The 20,991-nt window shown below is 63.6% G+C and carries 15 protein-coding genes and 2 pseudogenes; 12 read left to right on the plus strand and 5 right to left on the minus strand.

What is annotated here, in order from left to right; all coding sequences use genetic code 11:
- From FJ418_RS31195 to FJ418_RS31210, 4 genes and pseudogenes are all read left to right on the plus strand, one after another.
- Window positions 1-1,251: pseudogene (locus FJ418_RS31195) on the plus strand (hypothetical protein); the annotation flags it as partial.
- A gap of 188 nt (window positions 1,252-1,439) precedes the next feature.
- Window positions 1,440-3,746, plus strand: coding sequence for a peptidase domain-containing ABC transporter (locus FJ418_RS31200; protein WP_140872102.1), 2,307 nt, complete (start codon window positions 1,440-1,442; stop codon window positions 3,744-3,746).
- A gap of 8 nt (window positions 3,747-3,754) precedes the next feature.
- Entirely contained in the window at window positions 3,755-5,161 is a 1,407-nt protein-coding gene (locus tag FJ418_RS31205) for an HlyD family type I secretion periplasmic adaptor subunit (protein WP_140646913.1), read from the plus strand.
- Between the two features lies 1 nt (window position 5,162).
- Window positions 5,163-6,878 (plus strand): SEL1-like repeat protein, encoded by a 1,716-nt coding sequence (locus FJ418_RS31210; RefSeq protein ID WP_140872104.1) that lies wholly within the window; start codon window positions 5,163-5,165, stop codon window positions 6,876-6,878.
- A 275-nt stretch (window positions 6,879-7,153) separates the two neighbouring features.
- On the opposite strand, the gene FJ418_RS31215 is transcribed toward FJ418_RS31210, so the two are convergent.
- Entirely contained in the window at window positions 7,154-8,161 is a 1,008-nt protein-coding gene (locus tag FJ418_RS31215) for a substrate-binding domain-containing protein (RefSeq protein WP_140704981.1), read from the minus strand.
- Between the two features lie 47 nt (window positions 8,162-8,208).
- A complete protein-coding gene (locus tag FJ418_RS31220) occupies window positions 8,209-9,567 on the minus strand; it encodes an ROK family protein (protein WP_246683296.1) in 1,359 nt (452 codons plus the stop codon).
- Window positions 9,568-9,819: 252 nt separating this feature from the next.
- Here FJ418_RS31220 and FJ418_RS31225 point away from each other — a divergent pair, with 252 nt between their 5' ends.
- The 6 genes from FJ418_RS31225 to FJ418_RS31250 all read left to right on the plus strand — a co-directional run bounded on the left by FJ418_RS31225 (window position 9,820) and on the right by FJ418_RS31250 (window position 15,928).
- The gene (locus FJ418_RS31225) at window positions 9,820-10,647 is read left to right on the plus strand and encodes a sugar phosphate isomerase/epimerase (RefSeq protein ID WP_140872106.1); all 828 of its coding nucleotides are present in this window, start codon (window positions 9,820-9,822) and stop codon (window positions 10,645-10,647) included.
- A 40-nt stretch (window positions 10,648-10,687) separates the two neighbouring features.
- The gene (locus FJ418_RS31230) at window positions 10,688-11,809 is read left to right on the plus strand and encodes a substrate-binding domain-containing protein (RefSeq protein ID WP_140646909.1); all 1,122 of its coding nucleotides are present in this window, start codon (window positions 10,688-10,690) and stop codon (window positions 11,807-11,809) included.
- 64 nt (window positions 11,810-11,873) lie between these two features.
- Entirely contained in the window at window positions 11,874-13,043 is a 1,170-nt protein-coding gene (locus FJ418_RS31235; protein WP_140872108.1) for a Gfo/Idh/MocA family oxidoreductase, read from the plus strand.
- A complete protein-coding gene (locus tag FJ418_RS31240) occupies window positions 13,040-14,626 on the plus strand; it encodes a sugar ABC transporter ATP-binding protein (RefSeq protein WP_140872110.1) in 1,587 nt (528 codons plus the stop codon). Before FJ418_RS31235 ends, FJ418_RS31240 begins: the two co-directional genes overlap by 4 nt.
- A complete protein-coding gene (locus FJ418_RS31245) occupies window positions 14,616-15,584 on the plus strand; it encodes an ABC transporter permease (RefSeq protein WP_140872112.1) in 969 nt (322 codons plus the stop codon). Before FJ418_RS31240 ends, FJ418_RS31245 begins: the two co-directional genes overlap by 11 nt.
- Window positions 15,584-15,928, plus strand: coding sequence for a putative quinol monooxygenase (locus tag FJ418_RS31250; RefSeq protein ID WP_140872114.1), 345 nt, complete (start codon window positions 15,584-15,586; stop codon window positions 15,926-15,928). Before FJ418_RS31245 ends, FJ418_RS31250 begins: the two co-directional genes overlap by 1 nt.
- A gap of 99 nt (window positions 15,929-16,027) precedes the next feature.
- Here FJ418_RS31250 and FJ418_RS31255 read toward each other — a convergent pair whose 3' ends face one another.
- Both FJ418_RS31255 and FJ418_RS31260 read right to left on the minus strand, forming a co-directional pair.
- A complete protein-coding gene (locus FJ418_RS31255; protein WP_140872116.1) occupies window positions 16,028-16,627 on the minus strand; it encodes an NAD(P)-binding domain-containing protein in 600 nt (199 codons plus the stop codon).
- A 174-nt stretch (window positions 16,628-16,801) separates the two neighbouring features.
- Window positions 16,802-17,536 (minus strand): SDR family oxidoreductase, encoded by a 735-nt coding sequence (locus FJ418_RS31260; protein ID WP_140872118.1) that lies wholly within the window; start codon window positions 17,534-17,536, stop codon window positions 16,802-16,804.
- A 266-nt stretch (window positions 17,537-17,802) separates the two neighbouring features.
- Between FJ418_RS31260 and FJ418_RS31265 the strand changes: the two are divergent.
- Window positions 17,803-18,695: pseudogene (locus tag FJ418_RS31265) on the plus strand (LysR family transcriptional regulator).
- Window positions 18,696-18,825: 130 nt separating this feature from the next.
- Here the strand turns inward: FJ418_RS31265 and hutH are convergent.
- The gene (hutH, locus tag FJ418_RS31270) at window positions 18,826-20,322 is read right to left on the minus strand and encodes a histidine ammonia-lyase (RefSeq protein ID WP_140872120.1); all 1,497 of its coding nucleotides are present in this window, start codon (window positions 20,320-20,322) and stop codon (window positions 18,826-18,828) included.
- A gap of 261 nt (window positions 20,323-20,583) precedes the next feature.
- On the opposite strand from hutH, the gene FJ418_RS31275 reads away from it, so the two are divergent.
- Window positions 20,584-20,853: a hypothetical protein gene (locus tag FJ418_RS31275; protein ID WP_226891947.1), complete on the plus strand. Its 270-nt coding sequence runs from the start codon at window positions 20,584-20,586 to the stop codon at window positions 20,851-20,853.
- Window positions 20,854-20,991 lie beyond the last annotated feature (138 nt).

Here is a 20,991-nt window from a genome sequence, read left to right on the forward strand (position 1 = left end):
ACTGGAGCCACGGGCTCGACTGGAGCAACCGGAGCCACGGGTGAGACCGGAGCGACAGGCGCAACCGGCTCGACCGGTGCCACGGGCTCGACCGGAGCAACTGGAGCTACCGGTTCGACCGGAGCCACCGGAGCAACTGGAGCTACCGGCTCGACTGGAGCAACGGGTGCCACGGGCTCTACCGGAGCAACTGGAGCCACGGGCTCGACCGGAGCAACTGGAGCAACCGGCTCGACTGGAGCAACCGGTGCCACCGGCTCGACCGGAGCAACTGGTGCAACCGGCTCGACCGGAGCAACCGGTGCTACGGGCTCGACCGGAGCAACCGGTGCCACCGGCTCGACCGGAGCAACTGGAGCTACCGGCTCGACCGGAGCAACCGGTGCCACGGGCTCGACCGGAGCAACTGGAGCTACCGGCTCGACCGGAGCAACCGGTGCAACGGGCTCGACCGGAGCAACGGGTGCAACCGGTTCGACCGGAGCAACGGGTGCAACCGGTTCGACCGGAGCTACTGGAGCTACCGGCTCGACTGGAGCAACCGGTGCCACGGGCTCTACCGGAGCAACCGGAGCCACGGGTTCGACCGGAGCAACTGGTGCCACGGGATCGACTGGAGCAACGGGCGCAACCGGAGCCACCGGTTCGACCGGAGCCACGGGAGCAACTGGAGCCGCAGGCGCAACTGGAGCCACGGGATCCACCGGCTCGACAGGTGCTACCGGTTCAACTGGATCGACCGGTGGGACCGGGTCAACCGGCCCGACCGGAGCGACAGGATCGGACGGTGGGACTGGTGACCAGGGTGGTCCGCAGGGTAACAACGGGCATGGCAACGGCCAACAGGACGCGCCAGGCAATTCCGGCGACCACAACAATGGCGACAACAGCTCGCACCAAGGGCAGGGCAACTCTGCCGGTGGCCAGGGCAATGGCAACGGAGGCCCACATGCGACCGTTACGGCCAGCACGCTGGGGCTGACGGACGTCAAGCAGTTCCTGCAGTCCGGCTCGGACGGCAGTGGCGGCGGCGGTTCGTTCAAGCAACTCGTCAGCCAGGCGATCAGCTCGGTGACGACCGATCTCTTGAACGTTCTCAACACGGTCAAGGGTTTCGGCCAGAACCAGAACAAGCCGTCCGGCGCGACGTCCGACCTGACCCAGGACAAGGGCAAGCAGGGTGCCGGCTATGGCCAGACCGACGACACACTGAAGAAGGCTCTGAAGGATATTCTGAAGCCGCATGACTGAGTGTTGGTCAAAACAATGCGCGCGGGCCTTGCGGAAACGCGGGGTCCGCGTAGCCACGTCTTGGACGCCGGCAACGAGCTCGCACCGCGGGGCGGTTCGGTCTATGATGGATGTTGCCGACTTTCCGGATTGGGGCGGTGTGCGGGGAACACCCCCGAACCCTCGCTTTTAGACCGCAAGGGGAGCTTATGGTGAGCGTGCCTCGAAACTCCGAAGTCCTGCCTGTCCCGATCCGTGACGATGTCGAAGTGGACATGACCGGCAAAGGTCGGAGCGAGGGCGCAGCGGAATGGGTTCCTGGCGGCCCCGCGGCGTTCGATCGGACAGGGCCGCGCATCAAGGCGATGCTGCAGGTCGCCCGCTATCACGGAGTCGACCTCGATCCGAACGAATTCAGGGCGGCAATCGCCGGTCCGGCTCCAAGTGCTTCCGATCTCTCCCAGTGGGCACAGAACGCCGGCATGTGGTCGCGCGCGCTGCGTATCCGCTGGTCGCATCTGTTGCGCTTCGAACACGCAGGGCCGATCGTCTTGCTTTTCACCGATGGCGGCGCCGGCCTCCTTACCGGGGCTAGCGCCGAACGCAATGTCGTTTTCCTCAAGAGCGTCGATGCGCCGGATGACGCGGAAGCTGTTGCCATCGATGAGCTCCGCCTGCTGCAGGTATGGTCGGGCGAGGCCGTCCTTTTGCGGGCAGCGAGGTCTTATATCGCGGCGGATGCGCCCTTCACCTTCGGCTGGCTTATCGATTTGGTGCGGCTCGAGAGCCGGCCGCTGCGGGACATTGGCATCGCTTCGTTCACGCTGAGCATTCTAGCGATTCTGCCGCCCCTCATCGTCATGACGGTCGTCAACAAGGTGCTGCAGTTCAGCAGTATCCCCACTCTGGTGCTTCTCTCAGCGGTCATCGCCGTCGTCTTCCTTTACGAGACGCTGCTCGGTCACGCTCGACGACTGATCATTAATGTCGTCGGTGCGCGCCTGGACACCAAGCTCAATCTGCATGTCTTCAGCAGGTTGTTGCGCCTGCCGCTCGACTATTTCGAGCGGCATCCGGCTGGCGAGACGATGTACCATCTCGCTCAAGTCTATCGCATCCGCGAGTTCCTGACCGGAAAGCTGCTCAGCACATTCCTGGATCTGATCACGCTCTGCGTCCTGATCCCGGTCATGTTCTACATCAACGCCACGCTCGCCTGGATGGTGCTCGCCTGCGCGGTCGTGATCATGGCGATTATCTTCGCCTTCCTTGCGCCGCTGCGCCGACGCTATCAGAACGTGGTCGACGCCGAGACCTGGAAGGCGGCCGCGCTCGGCGAGACTGTCGTCGGCATCAAGACCGTCAAGGCGCTCGGGCTGGAGCCGCAACGCAAGGCGCTGTGGGACGAACGGGTGGCCGACGCGGGCAAGGCGCGTCTTGCCTTCGGGCAACTGGCCAACTGGCCGCAAACTCTCGTCACGCCGATCGAGCGCGCGATGGTCCTCGGCACCATGCTGATCGGCGCCTATCTCGCGATGAACGACCGGTCGGGCTATATGGTCGGCAGCCTGTTTGCCTTCATGATGATCGCGCAACGCGTCGCGCAGCCGCTGGTCGGTCTAGCGCGGCTGGTCGAGGATTATGAAGAGGTCGGCGCGGCGATTGGCGAGGCAGCTGGGGTTCTCAATCGCCCGTTGGAAAGCAGCTCCAATTCCGCCGGCTTGCGGCCGAAGCTCGTCGGCGAGATCAAGTTCAGCGATCTGACCTTCAGTTACATCGGCACCAAGACACCGGCACTCGACAGGGTCAGCTTCGATGTCCCGGCCGGCACGATGTTCGGGGTCGTCGGACGCAGCGGATCAGGAAAATCGACGATCGCGCGCCTGTTGCAGGGCATCAATCGCGACTATAGCGGGTTCCTCAAGCTGGATGGAGTCGATCTCAAGGAAATCAACCTTCGCCATCTTCGCCAGGGCCTGGGTGTCGTCCTTCAAGACAATTTCTTGTTCCGCGGCTCGATCAGGGACAACATCATCGCGGGACGTCCTGGCTTGACGCTTTCCGACGCCATGCGTGCCGCCCACTTGGCAGGTGCTGCCGAGTTCATCGAACGCATGCCAAACGGCTACGACACCTATATCGAGGAAGGTTCGCCCAATCTCTCTGGCGGTCAGAAGCAGCGGCTGGCAATCGCCCGCGCGCTCATTCACGACCCGACCATCCTCATACTCGACGAAGCGACGAGCGCGCTCGACCCGGAGAGCGAAGCGGTGGTCAGCGCCAATCTCATTCGTATCGCCAGCGGGCGTACCATGATCATCGTTTCGCACCGGCTCGCCTCGCTTACCGAATGCGACCAGATCCTGGTCATGGACCAGGGTAAGGTTCTCGATGTCGCTCCTCACTCGGTGCTCCTGGAGCGGTGCGGTGTCTACCGCCAGCTCTGGCTCCAGCAAAACCGGCATCTTGACGGCCGCCATAGCCGTCTGGCGGCTGTGCCGCCTCGCCCTGTGTGAGACCGGCCATGAGCAGCACCACCTATTCCACCCTTCCAGTTCCCCGGCGCCGGCGAGAGGCCAGCGATCCGACGGTTCCTGCCATTCTCGAATTCCAGTGGCCGTCGACGGCGGTCGCCAATGCGCCAATTCCGTGGGTGGCACGCAGCGTCGTGTGGATCATCACCAGCATGGTTGTTGCGCTGATCGCGCTTGCCGCGCTGATACCGGTCGATCAGGTCGTCACGACGAGGGGGCTCGTGGTCTCGCAATCGCCCAACATCATCGTCCAGCCACTGGAGACGGCGATTGTTCGGTCGATCGAGGTGCGCGAAGGACAGCGTGTGAAGGCCGGCCAACTGCTGGCCAGGCTCGATGCCACCTTCGCCTCGGCCGATCTCACGGCGCTGGCGACCCAGGTCACGACGCTTGAAGCCGAAGTAGCGCGCCTGAAGGCGGAGGTCGATGACAAGCCCTTCAACTACGATGGACTGGACCCAAGCTGGACGCTGCAGGCCTCGATCTACGAACGTCGCAAGGCGGTCTACGACGCAAAGCTTGAAAGCTTCGACCGGCAGCGTGACGAACTGAGTTCCGTCATCTCGCGCTCGCAGTCCGACGCCGAGGGGTATCGGCAGCGGCTCGCAGTTGCGGCGTCGATCGAAAAGATGCGTCAGCAACTCGAAGAAAGGCAGGTTGGAAGCCGTCTCAACACGCTTCTAGCTGAGGACAATTCGGCGGAAATGTCGCGTTCGCTGAGCAACGCCGAGCAGACGACAGAAGCCGCCAAGCGCCAGCAGGCCGCTGCCGCGGCCGACCGAGACGGTTACATTCAGAGCTGGCGCGCCGAGGTCTCGCAGAGCCTTTCGGAAGCCAATTCACGCATGTCGGATGCTCGCGAGCTTCTAAACAAGGCGAAGCTTCGCAAGCAACTGGTGGAGCTAAGGAGCGAGGCCGACGCGACGGTTCAATCAGTAGCCAAGGTCTCCGTCGGCTCCGTCTTGCAGTCTGGCGAACGCTTCATCACGCTGGTTCCCGCCGATGCAGTGCTCGAGGTTGAGACCAATATCATCGGCCGTAGCAGTGGCTTCGTTCATGTAGGCGATTCCGTGGCTATCAAGTTCGACACCTTCGCCTATTCACAGTATGGCCTGGCGCATGGCACGGTTCGAGCGGTCAGCCCGGATTCGTTTTCGGCCAGAGAACAGGCGCGCGATCCAAACAGTTCACTGGCCATGCTTCCTTCGGATGCAGACCAGTTCTATCGCACCCAGATATCCATCGACGACGTCGCTCTTCATGGGTTGCCCGCCGGTTTCGCGATCAGCCCCGGCATGCCTGTCACCGCTGACGTCAAGGTCGGTCGCCGCACAGTGCTCAAATACATGCTTGGCGCCATGTTGCCGATCGGACAGGAAGCGATGCGGGAGCCATAGGATGGCTATGCTCGACCGCCTGACTGGACGCATCCATCCCGCCCTGGCTTTTCGCCGGGCGCTCCAACTTTCCGACAGCGGGAAGCCTGCGGAATCCTTTGCGCTGATGGGTATAGCGGCACGCGCGGGCATCGTGGAAGCGCAATACCGGGTCGGCCGCTGCTATTTGGAAGGCACTGGCGTGCCACCCAGCCACTCGGAAGGGGCACGTTGGCTGCGGCGAGCAGCCGATCGCGGCAGTCCAGACGCGCAGGCGCTGCTTGCTGCGTTGTGCGTAGCGGGGGTTGCGGGACAGGAAGCTGACGCCGGTTCGGAAGGTTTGTTCGATCGAAATTCCTTGCGAGAACCAGACTTCGCGGCAGCGCTCGACCTCGCGCGAAAAGCCGCCGAGTCCGGCTCCGCAACAGGGCAGGCCCTGCTAGGCTACATCCTAAGCAAAGGCCCGGACGCGATGCGCGATCTCGATGCCGCGCATGGCTGGTACGAGAAGTCCGCGGCGGCCGGCTGCCCGGAAGGATGCCTCGGCCTTGCCCTTTCCTTGGTCCGGCTGAGGCAACCGGAGCAAAGAAGCAGGATTGCCGCAGAGGTTCGGCGCGCGGCGGATGCCGGCCTGCCGACGGCCATCTACCTGCTTGCCATCCTCACCGAGCACGGAATGGGCGTGCCCGTCGATCTCGAGGCAGCTCACAAGCTCTATCAGGATGCAGCTGAACGGGGACTCGCATCTGCCCAGTTCCGGCTGGGGCTTGCGCTGATCGAGGGTGGCTTGGCGGATCGGGACGCCGTCGCCGGCGAGGCCTGGATGCGTCGCGCCGCGCTGGCGGGAAATGTCGACGCCGCCTATCGCGTTGGCGAACTGTACTCGGGGGGAGGCCTGCGAGACTATGCAGAGGCCGCGACGTGGTATCGGCGGGCGGCAGATGGGGGCCACCAGCCGGCTGCCCGCGCCTTGGCTTCGCTCTATCTCTCGGGCAATGGCGTAGCTCAGGACGCCGAAGAAGGAACGCGATTGCTGCGTGCCGCCGCAGCCAGAGGCAATCGTGAATCCCAGGTTGATCTCGCGAACCTTGTTCTTGAAGGAGCAGGCGAACCGGATGACGGTATCAGCGTCGCTGGATGGTTTGGGGCAACCGCGTCATCGGGTGATCTGGTTGCGGCGTTCAATCTTGGTCTCTGTTTCGCAGAAGGTATTGGTGTGGGTAAGGACCAGGAGCGGGCTGCGCATTGGATGGCGCGCGCAGCGGAAGGCGTGGCCGAGGCGCAATACATGTATGCCCGCATGCTTCAGGATGGACGAGGCATGATCGCTGACCAGAGGCAGGCCCGCATCTGGTTTGAGCGGGCTGCCAAGGCAGGCATCGTGGACGCGCAGGTGGCTCTCGCCGAAATGCTTTACAGTGGCCGTGGCGGGGAACGCTCTTTCGTGACCGCCGCACATCTTTTCAAGCAAGCCGCGGCTACAGGCCATGCTGGGGCGATGTTCGCGATCGGGGCACTTTACGAGGCCGGGCAAGGCCTGTCACTCGACCACAAAGCTGCGCAGAAATGGTTCGAAGCCGCCGCTGAAAGAGGCCATGGGCATGCCCAACTCATGCTTGGCCGCTATCTCTCCACGGGCATTGCCGGCGAGCATGACTCCGCCGCCGCCCGCATTTGGCTGGAGCGAGCGGCTGCGCACGGAGTCCAAGAAGCCGCCGAGGAGCTTGCCGAGACATAGCGGCGATATGCCTGACTGCAAAGCAACGGCAGCAGCGCCATTCTGGGCTAAGGCTGGGTGCAGACGGCCATTTGCGGATGAATGGGCGGTCTCCCACGCTGTGCATGCACCTGACAGGCACCTTGCCGCGACTGGCCGTTGCGGTTACTGGCCTTTGGCTCATCATCCTGTTTGGGTCAGGGCAACGCTTCGCAGTCGGGCAAGTAGCTTCCACAGACCGGGTAACGACGGGACTCTCGGAACGAAGCAAAGGCGGGTCGTTGCGCCTGCCCGGTTCAATCGCTTCGAAGCCTGCGAGCTCTGAGCAGGCCGGCGGGGGCCGGAGCACGCCACACGACCTGATAGGCTTCCACCACATTGGCGGCTGTCACGCTCAGCCCGGGAAGCGCGATCCACGGCGGAGGCCGGCGTTCCAGCAGCCCAAGGATGGTGGCGACGCCGGCAGCGCTCCCCTGGTCGTAAGGCAACTGGGCGGCAATTCCTTTTATCAGGCCGCCATTGGCAAGGTCGGTCGCTACCTCGTTGCCAAGGTCGACGGTGGTTATCGGTATCGTCTTACCGGATTCTCGGATCGCCGCGGCGGCACCCATTGCAGGCACGTCCCATACGGCAAACAGCCCGGAAAGATCGGGATTATCCTGCAGCAGGGCCGCGGTCGCGGTTCGCGCCTGCGTCACATCGGCGAACTTGCCGCGCACGACAGCAAGGTCCGGCCGCCGGGCCGCCATCCATTTGCGGAAAGCGATCTCGCGCTCATGGGTGGCGAAGAAATCCACGCCGTAGGCCAGAACGCCGACCTTGCCGCCTTGAGGCACATGCGGCGCAAGCAGTTCCGCGCTGATTTGCCCGAGACCGAAATTGTCGGTGGAAATGACGCTGACATAGTCCTTTCCGGGAAGCATGCCGGTCGGAGCATTATCGAGCAGGACAAGCTTTTTTCCCGCGCCGGCTATGGCGCGATGCGCATCGGCGGCCCGGCTGCTGCCGATGGGAATCGAAACCACCGCGTCGACCGGTTCACCGGCAAGGCGGAGCAATTCGGAAATCTGCCTGTCGACGTCGAAGGCGCAATCGATGACCTCGACCACCGCGGCGCCATAGCGGCCAAGTGTCGTGACCATCCCGGCCAGTTCCTCCTTTGCCCAGTCGCTCATTGTGGTGTGCAGAACGACGGCCACCGCGAAACGCCGGCTGCGGGCGGCATCGGCGTCGGCCTCCGACAGTCCGACCTGATCGGCGGGAACCGCTCTTTCGCCATGCGGCCCAAGGCCCGTGATCGCCATTTTCTAACCTCCCCGGATTGTCGCGGCATTGAGTCGATTGGCAAATGCTAGGCCGGCATCCCTGCCGGCGGTCTGGGTCTGACTGGCCGGTTGCTGCTTTCGGCTGAAGCCTGCGCGAGGAATTCTTTGAATTCGGGATGCTCGCGCGGCGAACCAAGCGTGATCCAGCCCTGAAGGAAACGCGCATCGAACAGCGATTCCGCTACAACCTGCGCGGCGCCGACCAGCCCGGCCGATCCGCCCATCTGCGAGCGCACGATGCGCAGGTCGCGGGTGACGACCGGATGCGCCTGGCGGTAGACCGCCTCGCGCACCGCCGCCAGCAGGATATCCCCGGTCTCTGCCACGTTACCGCCGAGCGCGATCAACGATGGGTTGAGAAGATTGGCAAGGGGCGCCAGGACCTCACCAACGGCGCGGCCGCAGCGCCCCAGAAGATCGATGCAAAACGTATCACCCAGCTGGGCGCCGTGGCCGGCATCGGTGATGGTGACATCGCCTGCACGCGCCAGCACTTCGGCAAGATATGCGCTGCGTCCGCTTTCGGCGGCCAGACGCGCCTCGCGTCCCAGCACTTCGCTGCCCGCGACGCTCTCGAGGGTTCCGCCCTCGATGAATGTATGGCCTATCATGCCCGCTGCGCCCTGCGCGCCCCTATGCAGCACGCCTTCCGATATCACGCCGGCGCCGATCGAGCGTCCAAGCTTGACGAAAATCATATCTGTCAGGCCGATGCCGCTGCCGGATTTCAGCTCGCCCATGGTCATCGTCTGAACGCCGCTCCGCACCCACACGGGCGCGCCGACCGCGGTGGCCAGCTGCTCGACAAACGGAAAACCGTCCCAGTTCTGGAACGCGTTCAGCGCCGGGGCGAAGAGCCGCTGGCCATCCGATTTCTCGACGGCTCCCGGCACCGCCAGTCCAACGCCCCAGATGGCAGCCTCGCTGCCATGCTCCTCCAGCATCCAGGCAAATAGCGTTGCCAGCCGCTGGACCACCGGTTCCGGTCCCGCCGCGAGCTCGACGGCCTCATGATGCTCCGCCAGCAGACCTCCAGAGAGATCGGATACGCCAACTGCAAGCGACGAATGATCCAGCACGGCGACCAGGATCATTCCCACACGCGGCCGGAAGCGAACATGGCGAGGTGCCCGACCGCCAATGGCCGGCCCAAGCTCGCCTTCCTCGATCAGCCCGAGCCGAAGCAATGTAGCCAGACGGTCGGCAACGACAGCTCGCCCAAGTTCGGACTGGTTCTCCAGCCCCTGGCGGGTCGTCGCTGCCCCTGTCCGCACAAGATTGAGAAGCATGGCCAGGCTTCCATGTGCGGATTCGCTGGCGCGTGGCCGGCCTGCGGCGCGCCGCGGCTTGGCAATGTCTCCGGCCGCCGTGCCGCCCTCGTCCATACCCTTGTCGCGCCTCATCTCGAGCTTCTGGCCAGTCGTCCCGCTCGGCATGGGTAGCGCGCACACATTTACGGATCAAGCATTAACTTCTGCTGTTTTTCAACAAAAGTACGCCAGCTTTTGCATTTTAATGATTGACGGCGGCGAAACTGCGCGCATAAGTTCGGGTCGAGTTGGAGGAGAGCCGACTTGAGGTCGGGTCTGGCCGCGGCAAGGCGACCTGAGCTTCCGGTTGCGCAGGAGGAAACATACATGCAGGTGAAGCTGGCCTATCACGCGAATTGCTGGGGCGCGCTTGGCGGCAATGCCGTCGGTGTGACGTCGATTACTCAGCTGACCTATCGCACTTTCGGCGATATGGAGCAGGCGATCCACGACATTGGCGCGGCCGGATATGCGGGCACCGAACTCTTCGACGGCAATCTTCTGGACTATGAAGGCCGCTATGGCGAGTTGCGCGAAGCGTTGAAGCAGTCTGGCGTCGTGCTCGTTGCCGGCTATTCAGGCGCCAACTTCATTTTCGACGATATCCTGGGCGAGGAACTGGCGCGCATAGAACGTGTGGCGGGTGCCGCCGCGGAACTGGGCGCCGCGCACCTTGTGGTCGGTGGTGGCGCCAAGCGTGCGAGCGGCCGCCAGCAGGACGATTTCAAGCGCCTCGGCGCGGCGCTGGACAAGGTCATCGACATCGCGGCCAAAGCGGGCTTGCGCGCGCACTATCACCCGCACCTGTCGACGATTGTCGAGGGGCCCGATGAAGTCCGTGAGGTCTTCAGGCACACCGCGATCGATTTTTGTCCGGACACTGCGCATCTGGCTGCCGCCGGCGGGGATCCGGCCGCGCAGATCCGCGAATTCAGGGACCGTATCAGCTACGTCCATCTCAAGGGCTGGCAGCGTGATCCCTTCGCCTTCACGCCGCTCGACCGCGGCGATCTCGCCATGGCGCCGATCATCGATGCGCTCAAGGATACCGGATTTTCTGGATGGATCGCCGCCGAGCTCGATGCCTGGCCTGACCCGAAGCAAGGGGCGGAACTCAGCATGAACTATCTGAAAAAGGCCATAGGGCCGAGTTGAACCGACGGGCATTGCGCCTGTCATCAGGGAGGAGACCGAAATGACGCATTTCAAGACAATAGCCGGAGCTTTCACGGCGGCTCTGCTGGCCACCAGCCTCTACACAGCTGCCCCCGCCTTCGCCGATCCGGATTCAGCCCTTGCCGAGCTGCAGAAGACCGTCCTTTCGAAAGGACCAAACGGCGAAACGCCGGCGCCGGCCTCCGCTGTGACATTGAGCGAGGAGGAACTGGCAAAGATCAAAGCCATGAAGGCCACGGCGGCGATCGTCATGCATTACGGCGGCAATGACTGGTCGCGTGCGCAGATCGCCGGGCTCAAGGACCAGTTCGGCAAGATGGGCATCGAGGTGATCGCCACTACGGATGCCGGCTTCAAGCCGGAAAAGCAGGTCGCGGACCTCGAAACGGTGATGGCGCAGAACCCCAAGATCATCGTCTCGATTCCGACTGACCCCTCCGCGACAGCCTCCGCCTACAAGGCCGTCGCCGACAAGGGCGTGAAGCTCGTGTTCATGGACAACGTCCCGGCCGGCCTTGTCGCCGGCAAGGACTACGTCTCCGTCGTCTCGGCCGACAATTACGGCAACGGTGTCGCGGCAGCGCATCTGATGGCCAAGGCATTGGGCGGCAAGGGTGACATCGGCCTTATTTTCCACGCCGCCGACTTCTTCGTCACCAAGCAGCGCTATGACGCCTTCAAGAAGACGATCGCCGACAACTATCCCGACATCAAGATCGTCGCCGAACAAGGCATCGGCGGTCCCGACTTCTCCGGAGACGCCGACAAGGCGGCATCGGCGATCCTCACCTCCAATCCGACCATCAATGGCATCTGGGCCGTGTGGGACGTGCCGGCCGAGGGCGTCATCTCGGCGGCGCGCACCGCCGGCCGTGACGACCTCGTCATCACCACTTGCGACCTCGGTGAGAACGTCGCCATCAATATGGCGAGCGGCGGCTTCGTTAAGGGTCTGGGGGCTCAGCGGCCGTTCGATCAAGGTGTCACCGAGGCGTTGCTCGCCGGCTACGGCCTGATCGGCAAGCAGGCGCCGGCCTTCGTCGCCCTGCCGGCGCTTCCAGTCACCAAGGACACACTGCTCGAGGGCTGGAAGGCCGTCTACCACGCCGAGGCCACCGACAAGATCAAGGGCAGCATGTAATGCGCCCCGCGGCCGGCGCACTCCCTGCCGGCCGCGCCTTTCTTCATTCGATCAGGAGACCATCATGACCAGGACGTTCAACGTGGCGATGATTGGCGGCGGCTTCATGGGCAAGGCCCATGCAATGGCCTATGCGGCCATGCCGATGTTTTTCTGGCCCGCGCCTGCCAACCCGGTGCGCAAAGTGGTGGTCGACATCACCGATGCGCTGGCCGACGAAGGCCGCCGTCGCTACGGCTTCGAGGAATCGTCCGCGGACTGGCGCAAGGTGGTGACCAGACCGGACATCGACGTCATCGATATCGTCACTCCGAACGATAGCCATGCTGAGATTGCGATTGCGGCAGCGCAGGCCGGCAAGCATATCATCTGCGAAAAGCCGCTGGCGCGCGGCGGCGACGAAGCAAAGACCATGCTCGACGCCGTCAACAAGGCCGGCGTCATCCACATGGTGGCCTTCAACTACAGGCGCACACCGGCAGTGGCGCTCGCCCGCCAGTACATAGAGGAAGGCCGCATCGGCAAGATTTTGAACTTCCGCGGCACCTATCTGCAGGACTGGTCGGCCGATCCGGACTCGCCATTGTCCTGGCGTTTTCAAAAGAAGATAGCTGGCTCGGGTTCGATCGGCGACATCGGCACCCACGTCGTCGACCTTGCCCGTTATCTGGTGGGCGAGATCGCCGAGGTCAGCGCATTGGTGCGCACCTACAACAAGACGCGGCCTGTCCAGCACGGCAATCTCGACAGGCTCGGCGCCGCCGAGAAGAACACCGGAGCCGAGCGCGTCGAAGTCGATGTCGACGACGAGGTGGTGACGCTGCTGAAGTTCGCCGACGGCGCCATCGGTTCGCTCGAGGCGACCCGCAACGCCTATGGCCGCAACAATTTCATCACCTTCGAGATACACGGCACCAAGGGCTCGATTGCGTTCAACTACGAACGGCGCGACGAATTGCAGGTGATGTTTGCCGATGATCCTGCCGATGCGCGCGGCTTCAGGACTGTGTATTCCGGTCCGGCGCACCCCTATGGCTCAGGCCTCTGGCCGATCCCGGCGCTCGGCATCGGTTACTCCGAAACCAAGATTGTCGAGTGTTTCGATTTCTTCTCGGCCATCGTCTCGGGCAAGCAGCCGTCGCCCAATTTCGAGGATGGCTACAGGACCGAGCGCGTCGCCGACGCACTGATCGAATCCGGTGAAAGCGGTCAGTGGACCAAGGTAAGACCATGACCGCTGGGACGCCTGTTCATGCGGTGGAGATGAAGGGCGTCAGCAAATCCTTTGGCGGGGTCAAGGCGTTGATCGATGTCGACCTGCAGGTCGAAAGAGGCGAGATCCACGCGCTGCTCGGCGGCAATGGTGCCGGCAAGTCGACCATCCTCAAAGTGCTGAACGGCGTGCATGTGCCTGACGCCGGCACCGTTCTCGTCGATGGTAAGCCGCTGATGGAGATATCGCCCGAAGCCTCGCGCAAGGCCGGCATCGCCATGATCTTCCAGGAAATGAGTCTGATCCCGACGCTGACGGTGGCGCAGAACGTGTTTCTCACCCGCGAAGCCAAGGGTGCATTCGGCCTGATCGATGACCGTACCGCCGAGAGGCGTGCCGCGGACCTGTTCAAAATGCTCGAGGTGGAGGTCGATCCGAAGGCGACCGTCGGCGATCTGGGCGCGGGACAGCGGCAATTGACCGAGATCGTCAAGGCGATCTCGCAAAACGCAAGCGTGCTGGTGCTGGACGAACCCTCGACGGCGCTGGCGATTTCCGATGTCGAACGCCTGTTCGCTTTCCTGCGCAAGCTGAAGTCGCAAGGCGTTGCCATCATCTATGTTTCGCACCGGATGGACGAGATCGCCCGCATCGCCGACCGCGCCACCATCCTGCGTGACGGCCGCCATGTCGTTACCGCACCATTGTCGGAGCTGCCCGTCGAAACGATGATCGAGCATATCGTCGGCAAGCGCTCGCGCGGCCTGTCGGATGTGGTGCGCGGCCAGTCGAGTCTTGGCGAACCGCTGCTGGAACTCGACAACGTTTCAGGCCCGGAAAAGCCGAAGAATGTCAGCTTCGTCGTTAACAGGGGTGAAGTGGTCGGCCTGGCCGGACTGCTCGGTTCCGGACGTTCAGCAATCGCGCGCGTCATTGCCGGAATCGATCCGGTCGTCGAAGGCGAGATACGCATCGCCGGCAAACCGGTGATGATCACGAAACCGAGCGAAGCCATCGAAGCCGGCGTGGCGCTGGTACCCGAGGACCGTCTGCGTCAAGGCGTGATTGCCGAGCATTCTGTCGCCTCCAACGTCACGCTCGCAGTGCTGGACCGGCTGAGTCGCAAAACATTTGTCTCGGGAAAAAAAGTACGCGATCTGACGGATGAACAGATCGCTCGGCTGCGGATCAAGACGGCATCGCGCGACAGCGCGGTGCGTACGCTTTCAGGCGGCAATCAGCAGAAAGTCGTCATCGGCAAATGGCTTTCGACCGGTCCGGAAATCCTCGTCCTTGATGAACCAACCGCCGGCATCGACATTGGCTCGAAGTCCGAGATCATAACGCTGGTGCGCGAGTTGGCGAAAGCTGGCAAGGGGATCGTCCTGATTTCGTCGGAGCTGTCCGAGATGCTATCGGCCTGCGACCGCATCATCATCGTTTCGGCCGGCCGCCTGGTGGACGATGTCAGCCGCGCCGACCTCGACGATCCGTCGGCGCCAGCGGGCGATCCGGTCGCGCAGCTGCAGGCCGCCGAGCGCAAGCTGCAGATCGTTATCCAGAACGCGATGAGCAAGAGTAAGCGAGAAACACATGTCCACTGACCGGGACACCGTCCCTTGGCTCTTTGCAAGGCTAGGTCTCGCCAACTGGCGGCAGAACATCATTTATATCGGCTTCCTGGTGATCTTCATCGCGTTCGCGATCACCCTGTTCGACAAGGGCTTCCTCAACCCTAACAACCTGCTCAACATCGTGCGCCAGACGGCGATGATCGCGGTCATGGCAATCGCCATGACCTACGTGCTGTCGGCGGGAGAGATCGACCTGTCCGTCGGGGCGGTGGCGGGGCTGGTTTCGGTCACCACGGCCATGGCGATCGACGCCGGTGGACCGGTTACCGGTATCGTTGCGGGCCTCGCCACCGGTGCCGTCGTCGGTATCTTCAACGGTCTGCTGACGACGCGCATCGGCATTCCGTCCTTCCTCACCACGCTGGCCATGATGGGGATCGCCACCGGCACCGCGATGTGGATGAGCGATACAGCCGCGGTGCCGATCATCTCGAAGGGCTATTCGTGGATCTTTGGCGGCGGCAATATCGGGCCGGTGCCTGTCCTGCTGATCTGGATGTTGGTGCTGGGCGCCGTCGGCCATGTCGTGCTGAGGCGAACGAGCTTCGGCCGGCGCGTGCTCGCCACCGGCGGCGGCGAGGTCGCGGCGCGTTATTCCGGCATCGACACAAAGTCGATCAAGTTCCGCGTCCTCATTATATCGGCCATGGCGGCAGCACTTGCCGGCATGCTCTACGCCGGGCGGCTGCAATCCGGCCGCTTCCAGCTCGGTCAGGGCGACGAGTTGTCGGTCATCGCTGCGGCAGTGCTTGGCGGCACCAGCCTGTTCGGCGGGTCTGGCACCGTGATTGGCACGATCGTCGGCGCGCTGATGATCGGCCTCATCAACAACGGCCTGATACTCATGGGGCTGGAATTCAGCCAGCAGCTCATTGCGCGTGGTGCCATCATCATCCTGGCCGTTGCGCTGAGCCAGGGAAGGAAATGATGACAGTTCCCCACACGGTGATCGGCACTGTGATCGCAAAGCCCGAAACCCGCGAGGAATTGCAGGAGATCCTGTCGGGCTTCGTCGAGCCGACGCGCGCCGAGGACGGGTGCATCAGTTATGATTTTCACGTCGACCCGGCCGACCCATGCGTGTTCATGTTCTATGAGAACTGGCGCTCGAAGGACGATCTCGACCGGCATCTGGCGATGCCGCATCTGAAGCCGCTGTTTGATCGGCTCGATCAACTGCTGGCGAGTCCGGTTGAGATTCGGAACTTTGTGATGCTCAGCCGGATGGCTGTTGACGTTCAACCCATCAGCGTGCCCACAGCTTATCAATGACGAACACGATGAGCGATCGTTCCGAAGGCGACGCAGGCGGTGAGCCCGTTGGCGCGAAGTCTGCCGAACTTGAGCGGGAATGACGGGGTCGTAGATCGGTTACTGCTCCTTCTTGAATAAATCCTGGAAGATGAGCTGGCCCCAAGTGCGGCCGCGTGCGTGCACCAGCGCGCCACCTTCGTTGAGCCTTCCCAACTTGACGGGTGCGAACCCGAGCTGTTTGGCCAAGACCGCCACGGGAGCGGTCGCGTCCTCGTCGTCGCTTGACAGAAAGACGACCCGGTGGCCGCCCTCGACGACCGGATCGGCAGCCAGGGTGGCCGCAATCAGGTGATTGAAACCTTTCACGAACTTGGCGCCGGTGAACGACTTGGCGACGAAGGCGGAGGACGGGAGGCCGTCCAGCTCTTCAGGTGCAGGAAACGCGTTCATCGCGTCGATGACCGTCTTGCCTTTCCAGCTCGGCAGGGCTTTCGCAACCTCGCGATGCTCCCCGAACGGGACCGCCAGGATGATTGTGTCGGCCTCGAGTGCTTCCCGCAGCGACTTGGCGACGACCGTGGGTCCAATCGCCCGAGCCTGTGGCGCCAACGCCTCGGGCGGCCGGCGGCTCGCGACGGTCACATCGATGTTTTTACGGGCGAAGGCATGGGCGAGAGCCTGGCCTACCTTACCGAATCCTACGATTGCATAGCTCATAATATTTCTCCGATCCGTGTTGATGTTGATTCCCAGGCCCTCAAAGGCGCTGGGTTATCCGTCCCGCTGTGTGGCGACCTTCGCGGAGACGTCCTCTCGTGGACGACCGGGCCGATCGTTCAGCGCGGAAGTCGTTTCGCCATCGGCGCGCTATTTCCGCGATCAGGCGCGATTTCAGATGGCCGAGAAACCGCCGTCGACAGACAGCTCCACCCCATTCACGAAGCTGGAATCGTCCGAAGCAAGAAACAGCGCGACCGCCGCAATTTCCTCGGGACGCCCCATCTTTCCCCGCGGGATCAGGGATTCGAACATCTGCTTCGCCTCCTCGGTGAGAACCTGGTCCTGCATCGGTGTGGCGATCGGCCCCGGGCTCAGCACGTTCACCCGGATATTCCTGCCCTTCAGTTCGTTGAGCCAAGTGCGTGCGAATGAGCGCAACGCCGCCTTGCTCGCCGCATACACGCCGTAACCAGGAAAACCTTTCACCGAAGCAACTGACCCGGTCATGAAGATCGATCCGCCATCGTTGAACAGCGGCAATGCCTTCTGAACCGCAAACAGCGTGCCGCGCGCATTCAGGCCGAAGGTCGCATCGAAATGCTGCTCGGTGATCTCGCCCAGAGGGACGGCTTCGCCCGTGCCGGCGCTCGCGTACAGGACGTCGATCTTGCCCTTTTCCCGCTTGACCTTATCGAACAGACGGTCGAGGTCGTCGAGATTGGCCGCGTCGCCGCGCACGCCGGTCACGTTCCGGCCGATCAGCCTTGTGGCCTCGTCGAGCGCCTCCTGTTTCCGGCCCATGATGAAAACATAGGCGCCTTCTTCAACGAACCGCTTGGCGCTCGCCAGTGCCATGCCGCTCGATCCACCTGTGATGACTGCAACCTTACCATCCAACTTTCCCATGACTTTCCTTCCAGGCTCCATCTTTGGTCGTTCGGGGAGACCCCGAGAACCTCAAGATGGGGCGGCCGCAGTCAGGCGTTGAGTGCGGAAGCGCGCACATCGGTGGTGCGAAATCGATCCGGTTGGACGATTGACGCAAGCCACGACGATCGGTTGTCCGCCGTTCGGAATTCGGCCGTGCTTGTCCGCTTAGGCTATGACGACCGCCCGTGCTGCTGTTAGATGCGGGCTTTGGAAGGCGCACCCCGGCGGTGCTGGATTGCACCATGATCGACTGGGATGACGTTACTTTCTTGCCGTCGCGCGCGCAGGCTCGGTGCGGGCTGCCGCCGAGCGCCTCGGAGTGAACCACTCGACCGTGCTGCGACGCGTCGCTCAGCTCGAGGAACGGCTCGGGGCGCACATGTTCGAGAAGCTGCCTTCGGGTTATCGCCTGACGGCTGCGGGGGAGGAGGTCCTCGAGCTCGCCGACCAGATGGAAGTGTCGTCGCACCAGCTGGAGACGCGCGTCCTCGGCCGCGACGAGAGCGTGCGCGGGTTACTGCGGGTGACACTGGCGCCGCCGCTGGCGACACACCTGCTCATGCCGGACTTCTCCGATTTCGCGCGTCTGTATCCGGACATCGAGATGGAAATCTTGTCGTCCGGCGAGCTGGCAAATCTGACCAACCGCGAGGCCGACGTCGCGATCCGCGTCGTCTACGACCGCAAAACCCTGCCGCTCAATCTTCACGGCCTCAAGGGATCGGATGTATTCGGCAGTATCTACATGTCCCGCGATCGACTGGCCGCGTGGCATGCGGGCGCGCCTGATCCCATCCGGTGGATCGTCATAAGCATTCATGGAATCCCGGACTGGGCCCACCCGGGTGAGGTTCGCGCCGCCGAGGTTCCGTTCAGGGTCACGGATGCCGAGGCGCAGGTCGTCGCGGTGCGGCAGGGGCTCGGGATGACGACGCTGCCGTGCTTCGTGGGAGATGCCGACCCTCTGCTGGCGAGGGTGCCGGGTACCGACCTGCACATGTACGGAACGCTCTGGCTTCTCACGCAGGGGGAGACACGCAAGACGAAGCGCGTACGGCTCTTCACCGAGTTCGTATCCCGCAGGCTCGCCGCCTACGCGCCGCTTCTCGCGGGACTGTCCTTATCGCCGGACTGAAGCGCGACAGGTAGCCGACGACGCTTGCCGCAATCCGGCCGGAAGCCGAGCTGCGTCGACGAGGGTGTCTACGAACAGACGAAACGTCCGGGCCGACTGACGCGGCGCTGGTAGTGGCCTGTGGTCCGCTCTACAGCCGAGGCCCCGCCACCATGCGCGCCACCCGCGCCATGTCGGCGCTCATTTCGCGGTCGTCGTCGAGCGGGGCGACCAGCGCCCGCACGGCCTCATAGCTGCGCCGCGGCCCTTCGCCCATGCTGTCCAGCACGCCGCGCAGCTCGACGCCGGTGGCGGCGAAGATCAACTCCATCGCCACCAGATAGCGCAGGCGTTCTATGATAGCGGCGGTCTTGGCTACCACGCGTGGCGCCATCGACGACTGGTCCTCGACGCCATCCGAGATGGCTAGAGGGCTGAGCGACATCGGATTGGCGAGGTGCCGGATCTCGGCTTCGAGCGCCGCGACCGGCTTCTGCAGTTCCGCATATCCCTGGCGGCTGCCGCCCTTGGCCGACAGGAACCGGGGCAGCTCCGCCACCGTCGGCGACATCAGCTTCATCGAGCGGTTGGCGGTGCCGACGGCGCAATGCGCCAGCGCCTGGCCGAGATTTTCCCAGGTCAGCGTGAAAGCGGTCAGGTCGAAATTGCCGTTGGAGACGACCCGCTCAGCCTCCGGCAGGATGACGGGATTGTCGCCCGAATGGCCAAGCTCGATCTCCGTCGCCAGCTTCGCCTGCTCATAGGCGTGCAGCAGGCCGCCCCACACCTGCGGCACGCAACGGAAGCTGAGCGGATCCTGCAAGCGTCGCGCGGCGTTCTCCTGCCACAGCCCACTGCCCGAAAGCTCCGTCCGCAGCCGAGTGCCGATCTCGACTTGGCCGAAGGCCGGCCGCGCTGCCAGCGCATCCTCGTCAATGGCCTTGAGGGACGAGCGGAATGCCTCGTAATTCAGCGCCACCGCCGCCAGCGACCAGTCGATCAGGCATGCGATCTCCTCGAGGGCGAGACAGGCCGTTCCGGTTGAAAGGCTGTTGGCGACGATGATGGCGTGGCCGTCCTTCTCGCGCAGGTCGAGCGGTTCGAGCCCGGCGAGCTTGAGCGCCTCGGTCGATGGCATGATCCTGCCCTGATATTCGCTCTCGCCGTCGCCGCGCAGCGCCCTGGCCAGATGACCGAGCGGCGCAAGGTCCGCGGCGCCCACCGATCCCCAGCTCGGAATGACCGGATGAACGCCTGCGTTGAGCGCCGCGACCAGGCCCATGACGACGCCCTCCGACGTGCCCGTGCCGCCCGCGGCCATGCCGCAGATGCGCGCGACCATCAGCGCCCGCACAGCCTCGGTCGGCAGCGACGGCCCGGCGCCCATCGAGTGGCTGAGCGGCACGCTGTGCTGGAAGGCGATCAGGTCGGCCTCGGCGAGCGGCGTGTCGACACAGGCGCCAAGCCCGGTGGTGACGCCATAGAGCGGCTTGCCGAGCTGGGTGAGACGCTCGATGAGGGCGCGGCTGGCGCGGATGCGGCGCATGGCTTCCTCGCCGAGCACGAGCCGGGCATTGCGTCGCGCGATCTCGGCGACGTCTTCCGTACCAAGCGGCTTGGCGTCGAGGACGATCACTCTGGCTGTCATCTGGCTATTCCTTGGCCTTCGGGAGCGGTGGCCGAACGAATGCAGGATATCCGGCATCGGAGCCGGCCATTGTCGAAAATCCGCCGTCGCGACTGCCGTTATCTTTCTTCGATTGGCGATACGGCAGGCAAAAATCGGACGCCGATGTCACAACAGGCTGAGCCTCGCTCGCCTTGAAGTCGGCGGCGGGCAAACGGGAACTTTTGCTCTGCTGGCGATTTTGGATATGCTGCAGATCCAAATTGCCAGAAGGTCGCTGCCATGACGAAACATTTTGCAATCGCCGCGCTCACGCTTGCCGCGGCAGCCGCGATGGCCGGCCCGGTTGCCGCTGGCGAACATCGCCACCGCGTCACCGAACAGGAACGTTATGTCCCGGCCAGCGACGATATCATCGAGACGCTGTTTGGCGGGCCGCGCTATTACGATCAGCAGATGACCAACACGGCGGCGGGCGCCTGCGCGTATCACCGCGTCGGACCGGACGCGAATGCGGTGAACGACATCAACGACCACTATTGCGGGAAGTAGGGTTCCCCGACGGTATTCCTCCGAAGCCGGCGACAGCGCCGACGCGGCCGCCCTGATGAACAGCCATCTGGTCGACCTTCTGTCCGGGCTCGACCTCACCGACGAGGTTGAAAAGTCTGACAGCCTAGCGCACCTGCT

This window comes from Mesorhizobium sp. B2-8-3, assembly GCF_006440815.1.
Lineage (GTDB): Bacteria > Pseudomonadota > Alphaproteobacteria > Rhizobiales > Rhizobiaceae > Mesorhizobium.

Coding starts and splice junctions, on each gene's coding strand:
- FJ418_RS31255 (WP_140872116.1), bottom strand. CDS start 16,627: ATGAGCTATGCAATCGTAGGATTCGGTAAGGTAGGCCAGGCTCTCGCC.
- FJ418_RS31250 (WP_140872114.1), top strand. CDS start 15,584: ATGACAGTTCCCCACACGGTGATCGGCACTGTGATCGCAAAGCCCGAA.
- FJ418_RS31225 (WP_140872106.1), top strand. CDS start 9,820: ATGCAGGTGAAGCTGGCCTATCACGCGAATTGCTGGGGCGCGCTTGGC.
- FJ418_RS31235 (WP_140872108.1), top strand. CDS start 11,874: ATGACCAGGACGTTCAACGTGGCGATGATTGGCGGCGGCTTCATGGGC.
- FJ418_RS31275 (WP_226891947.1), top strand. CDS start 20,584: ATGACGAAACATTTTGCAATCGCCGCGCTCACGCTTGCCGCGGCAGCC.
- FJ418_RS31240 (WP_140872110.1), top strand. CDS start 13,040: ATGACCGCTGGGACGCCTGTTCATGCGGTGGAGATGAAGGGCGTCAGC.
- FJ418_RS31205 (WP_140646913.1), top strand. CDS start 3,755: ATGAGCAGCACCACCTATTCCACCCTTCCAGTTCCCCGGCGCCGGCGA.
- hutH (WP_140872120.1), bottom strand. CDS start 20,322: ATGACAGCCAGAGTGATCGTCCTCGACGCCAAGCCGCTTGGTACGGAA.
- FJ418_RS31215 (WP_140704981.1), bottom strand. CDS start 8,161: ATGGCGATCACGGGCCTTGGGCCGCATGGCGAAAGAGCGGTTCCCGCC.
- FJ418_RS31210 (WP_140872104.1), top strand. CDS start 5,163: ATGGCTATGCTCGACCGCCTGACTGGACGCATCCATCCCGCCCTGGCT.
- FJ418_RS31260 (WP_140872118.1), bottom strand. CDS start 17,536: ATGGGAAAGTTGGATGGTAAGGTTGCAGTCATCACAGGTGGATCGAGC.
- FJ418_RS31220 (WP_246683296.1), bottom strand. CDS start 9,567: ATGGACGAGGGCGGCACGGCGGCCGGAGACATTGCCAAGCCGCGGCGC.
- FJ418_RS31245 (WP_140872112.1), top strand. CDS start 14,616: ATGTCCACTGACCGGGACACCGTCCCTTGGCTCTTTGCAAGGCTAGGT.
- FJ418_RS31230 (WP_140646909.1), top strand. CDS start 10,688: ATGACGCATTTCAAGACAATAGCCGGAGCTTTCACGGCGGCTCTGCTG.
- FJ418_RS31200 (WP_140872102.1), top strand. CDS start 1,440: ATGGTGAGCGTGCCTCGAAACTCCGAAGTCCTGCCTGTCCCGATCCGT.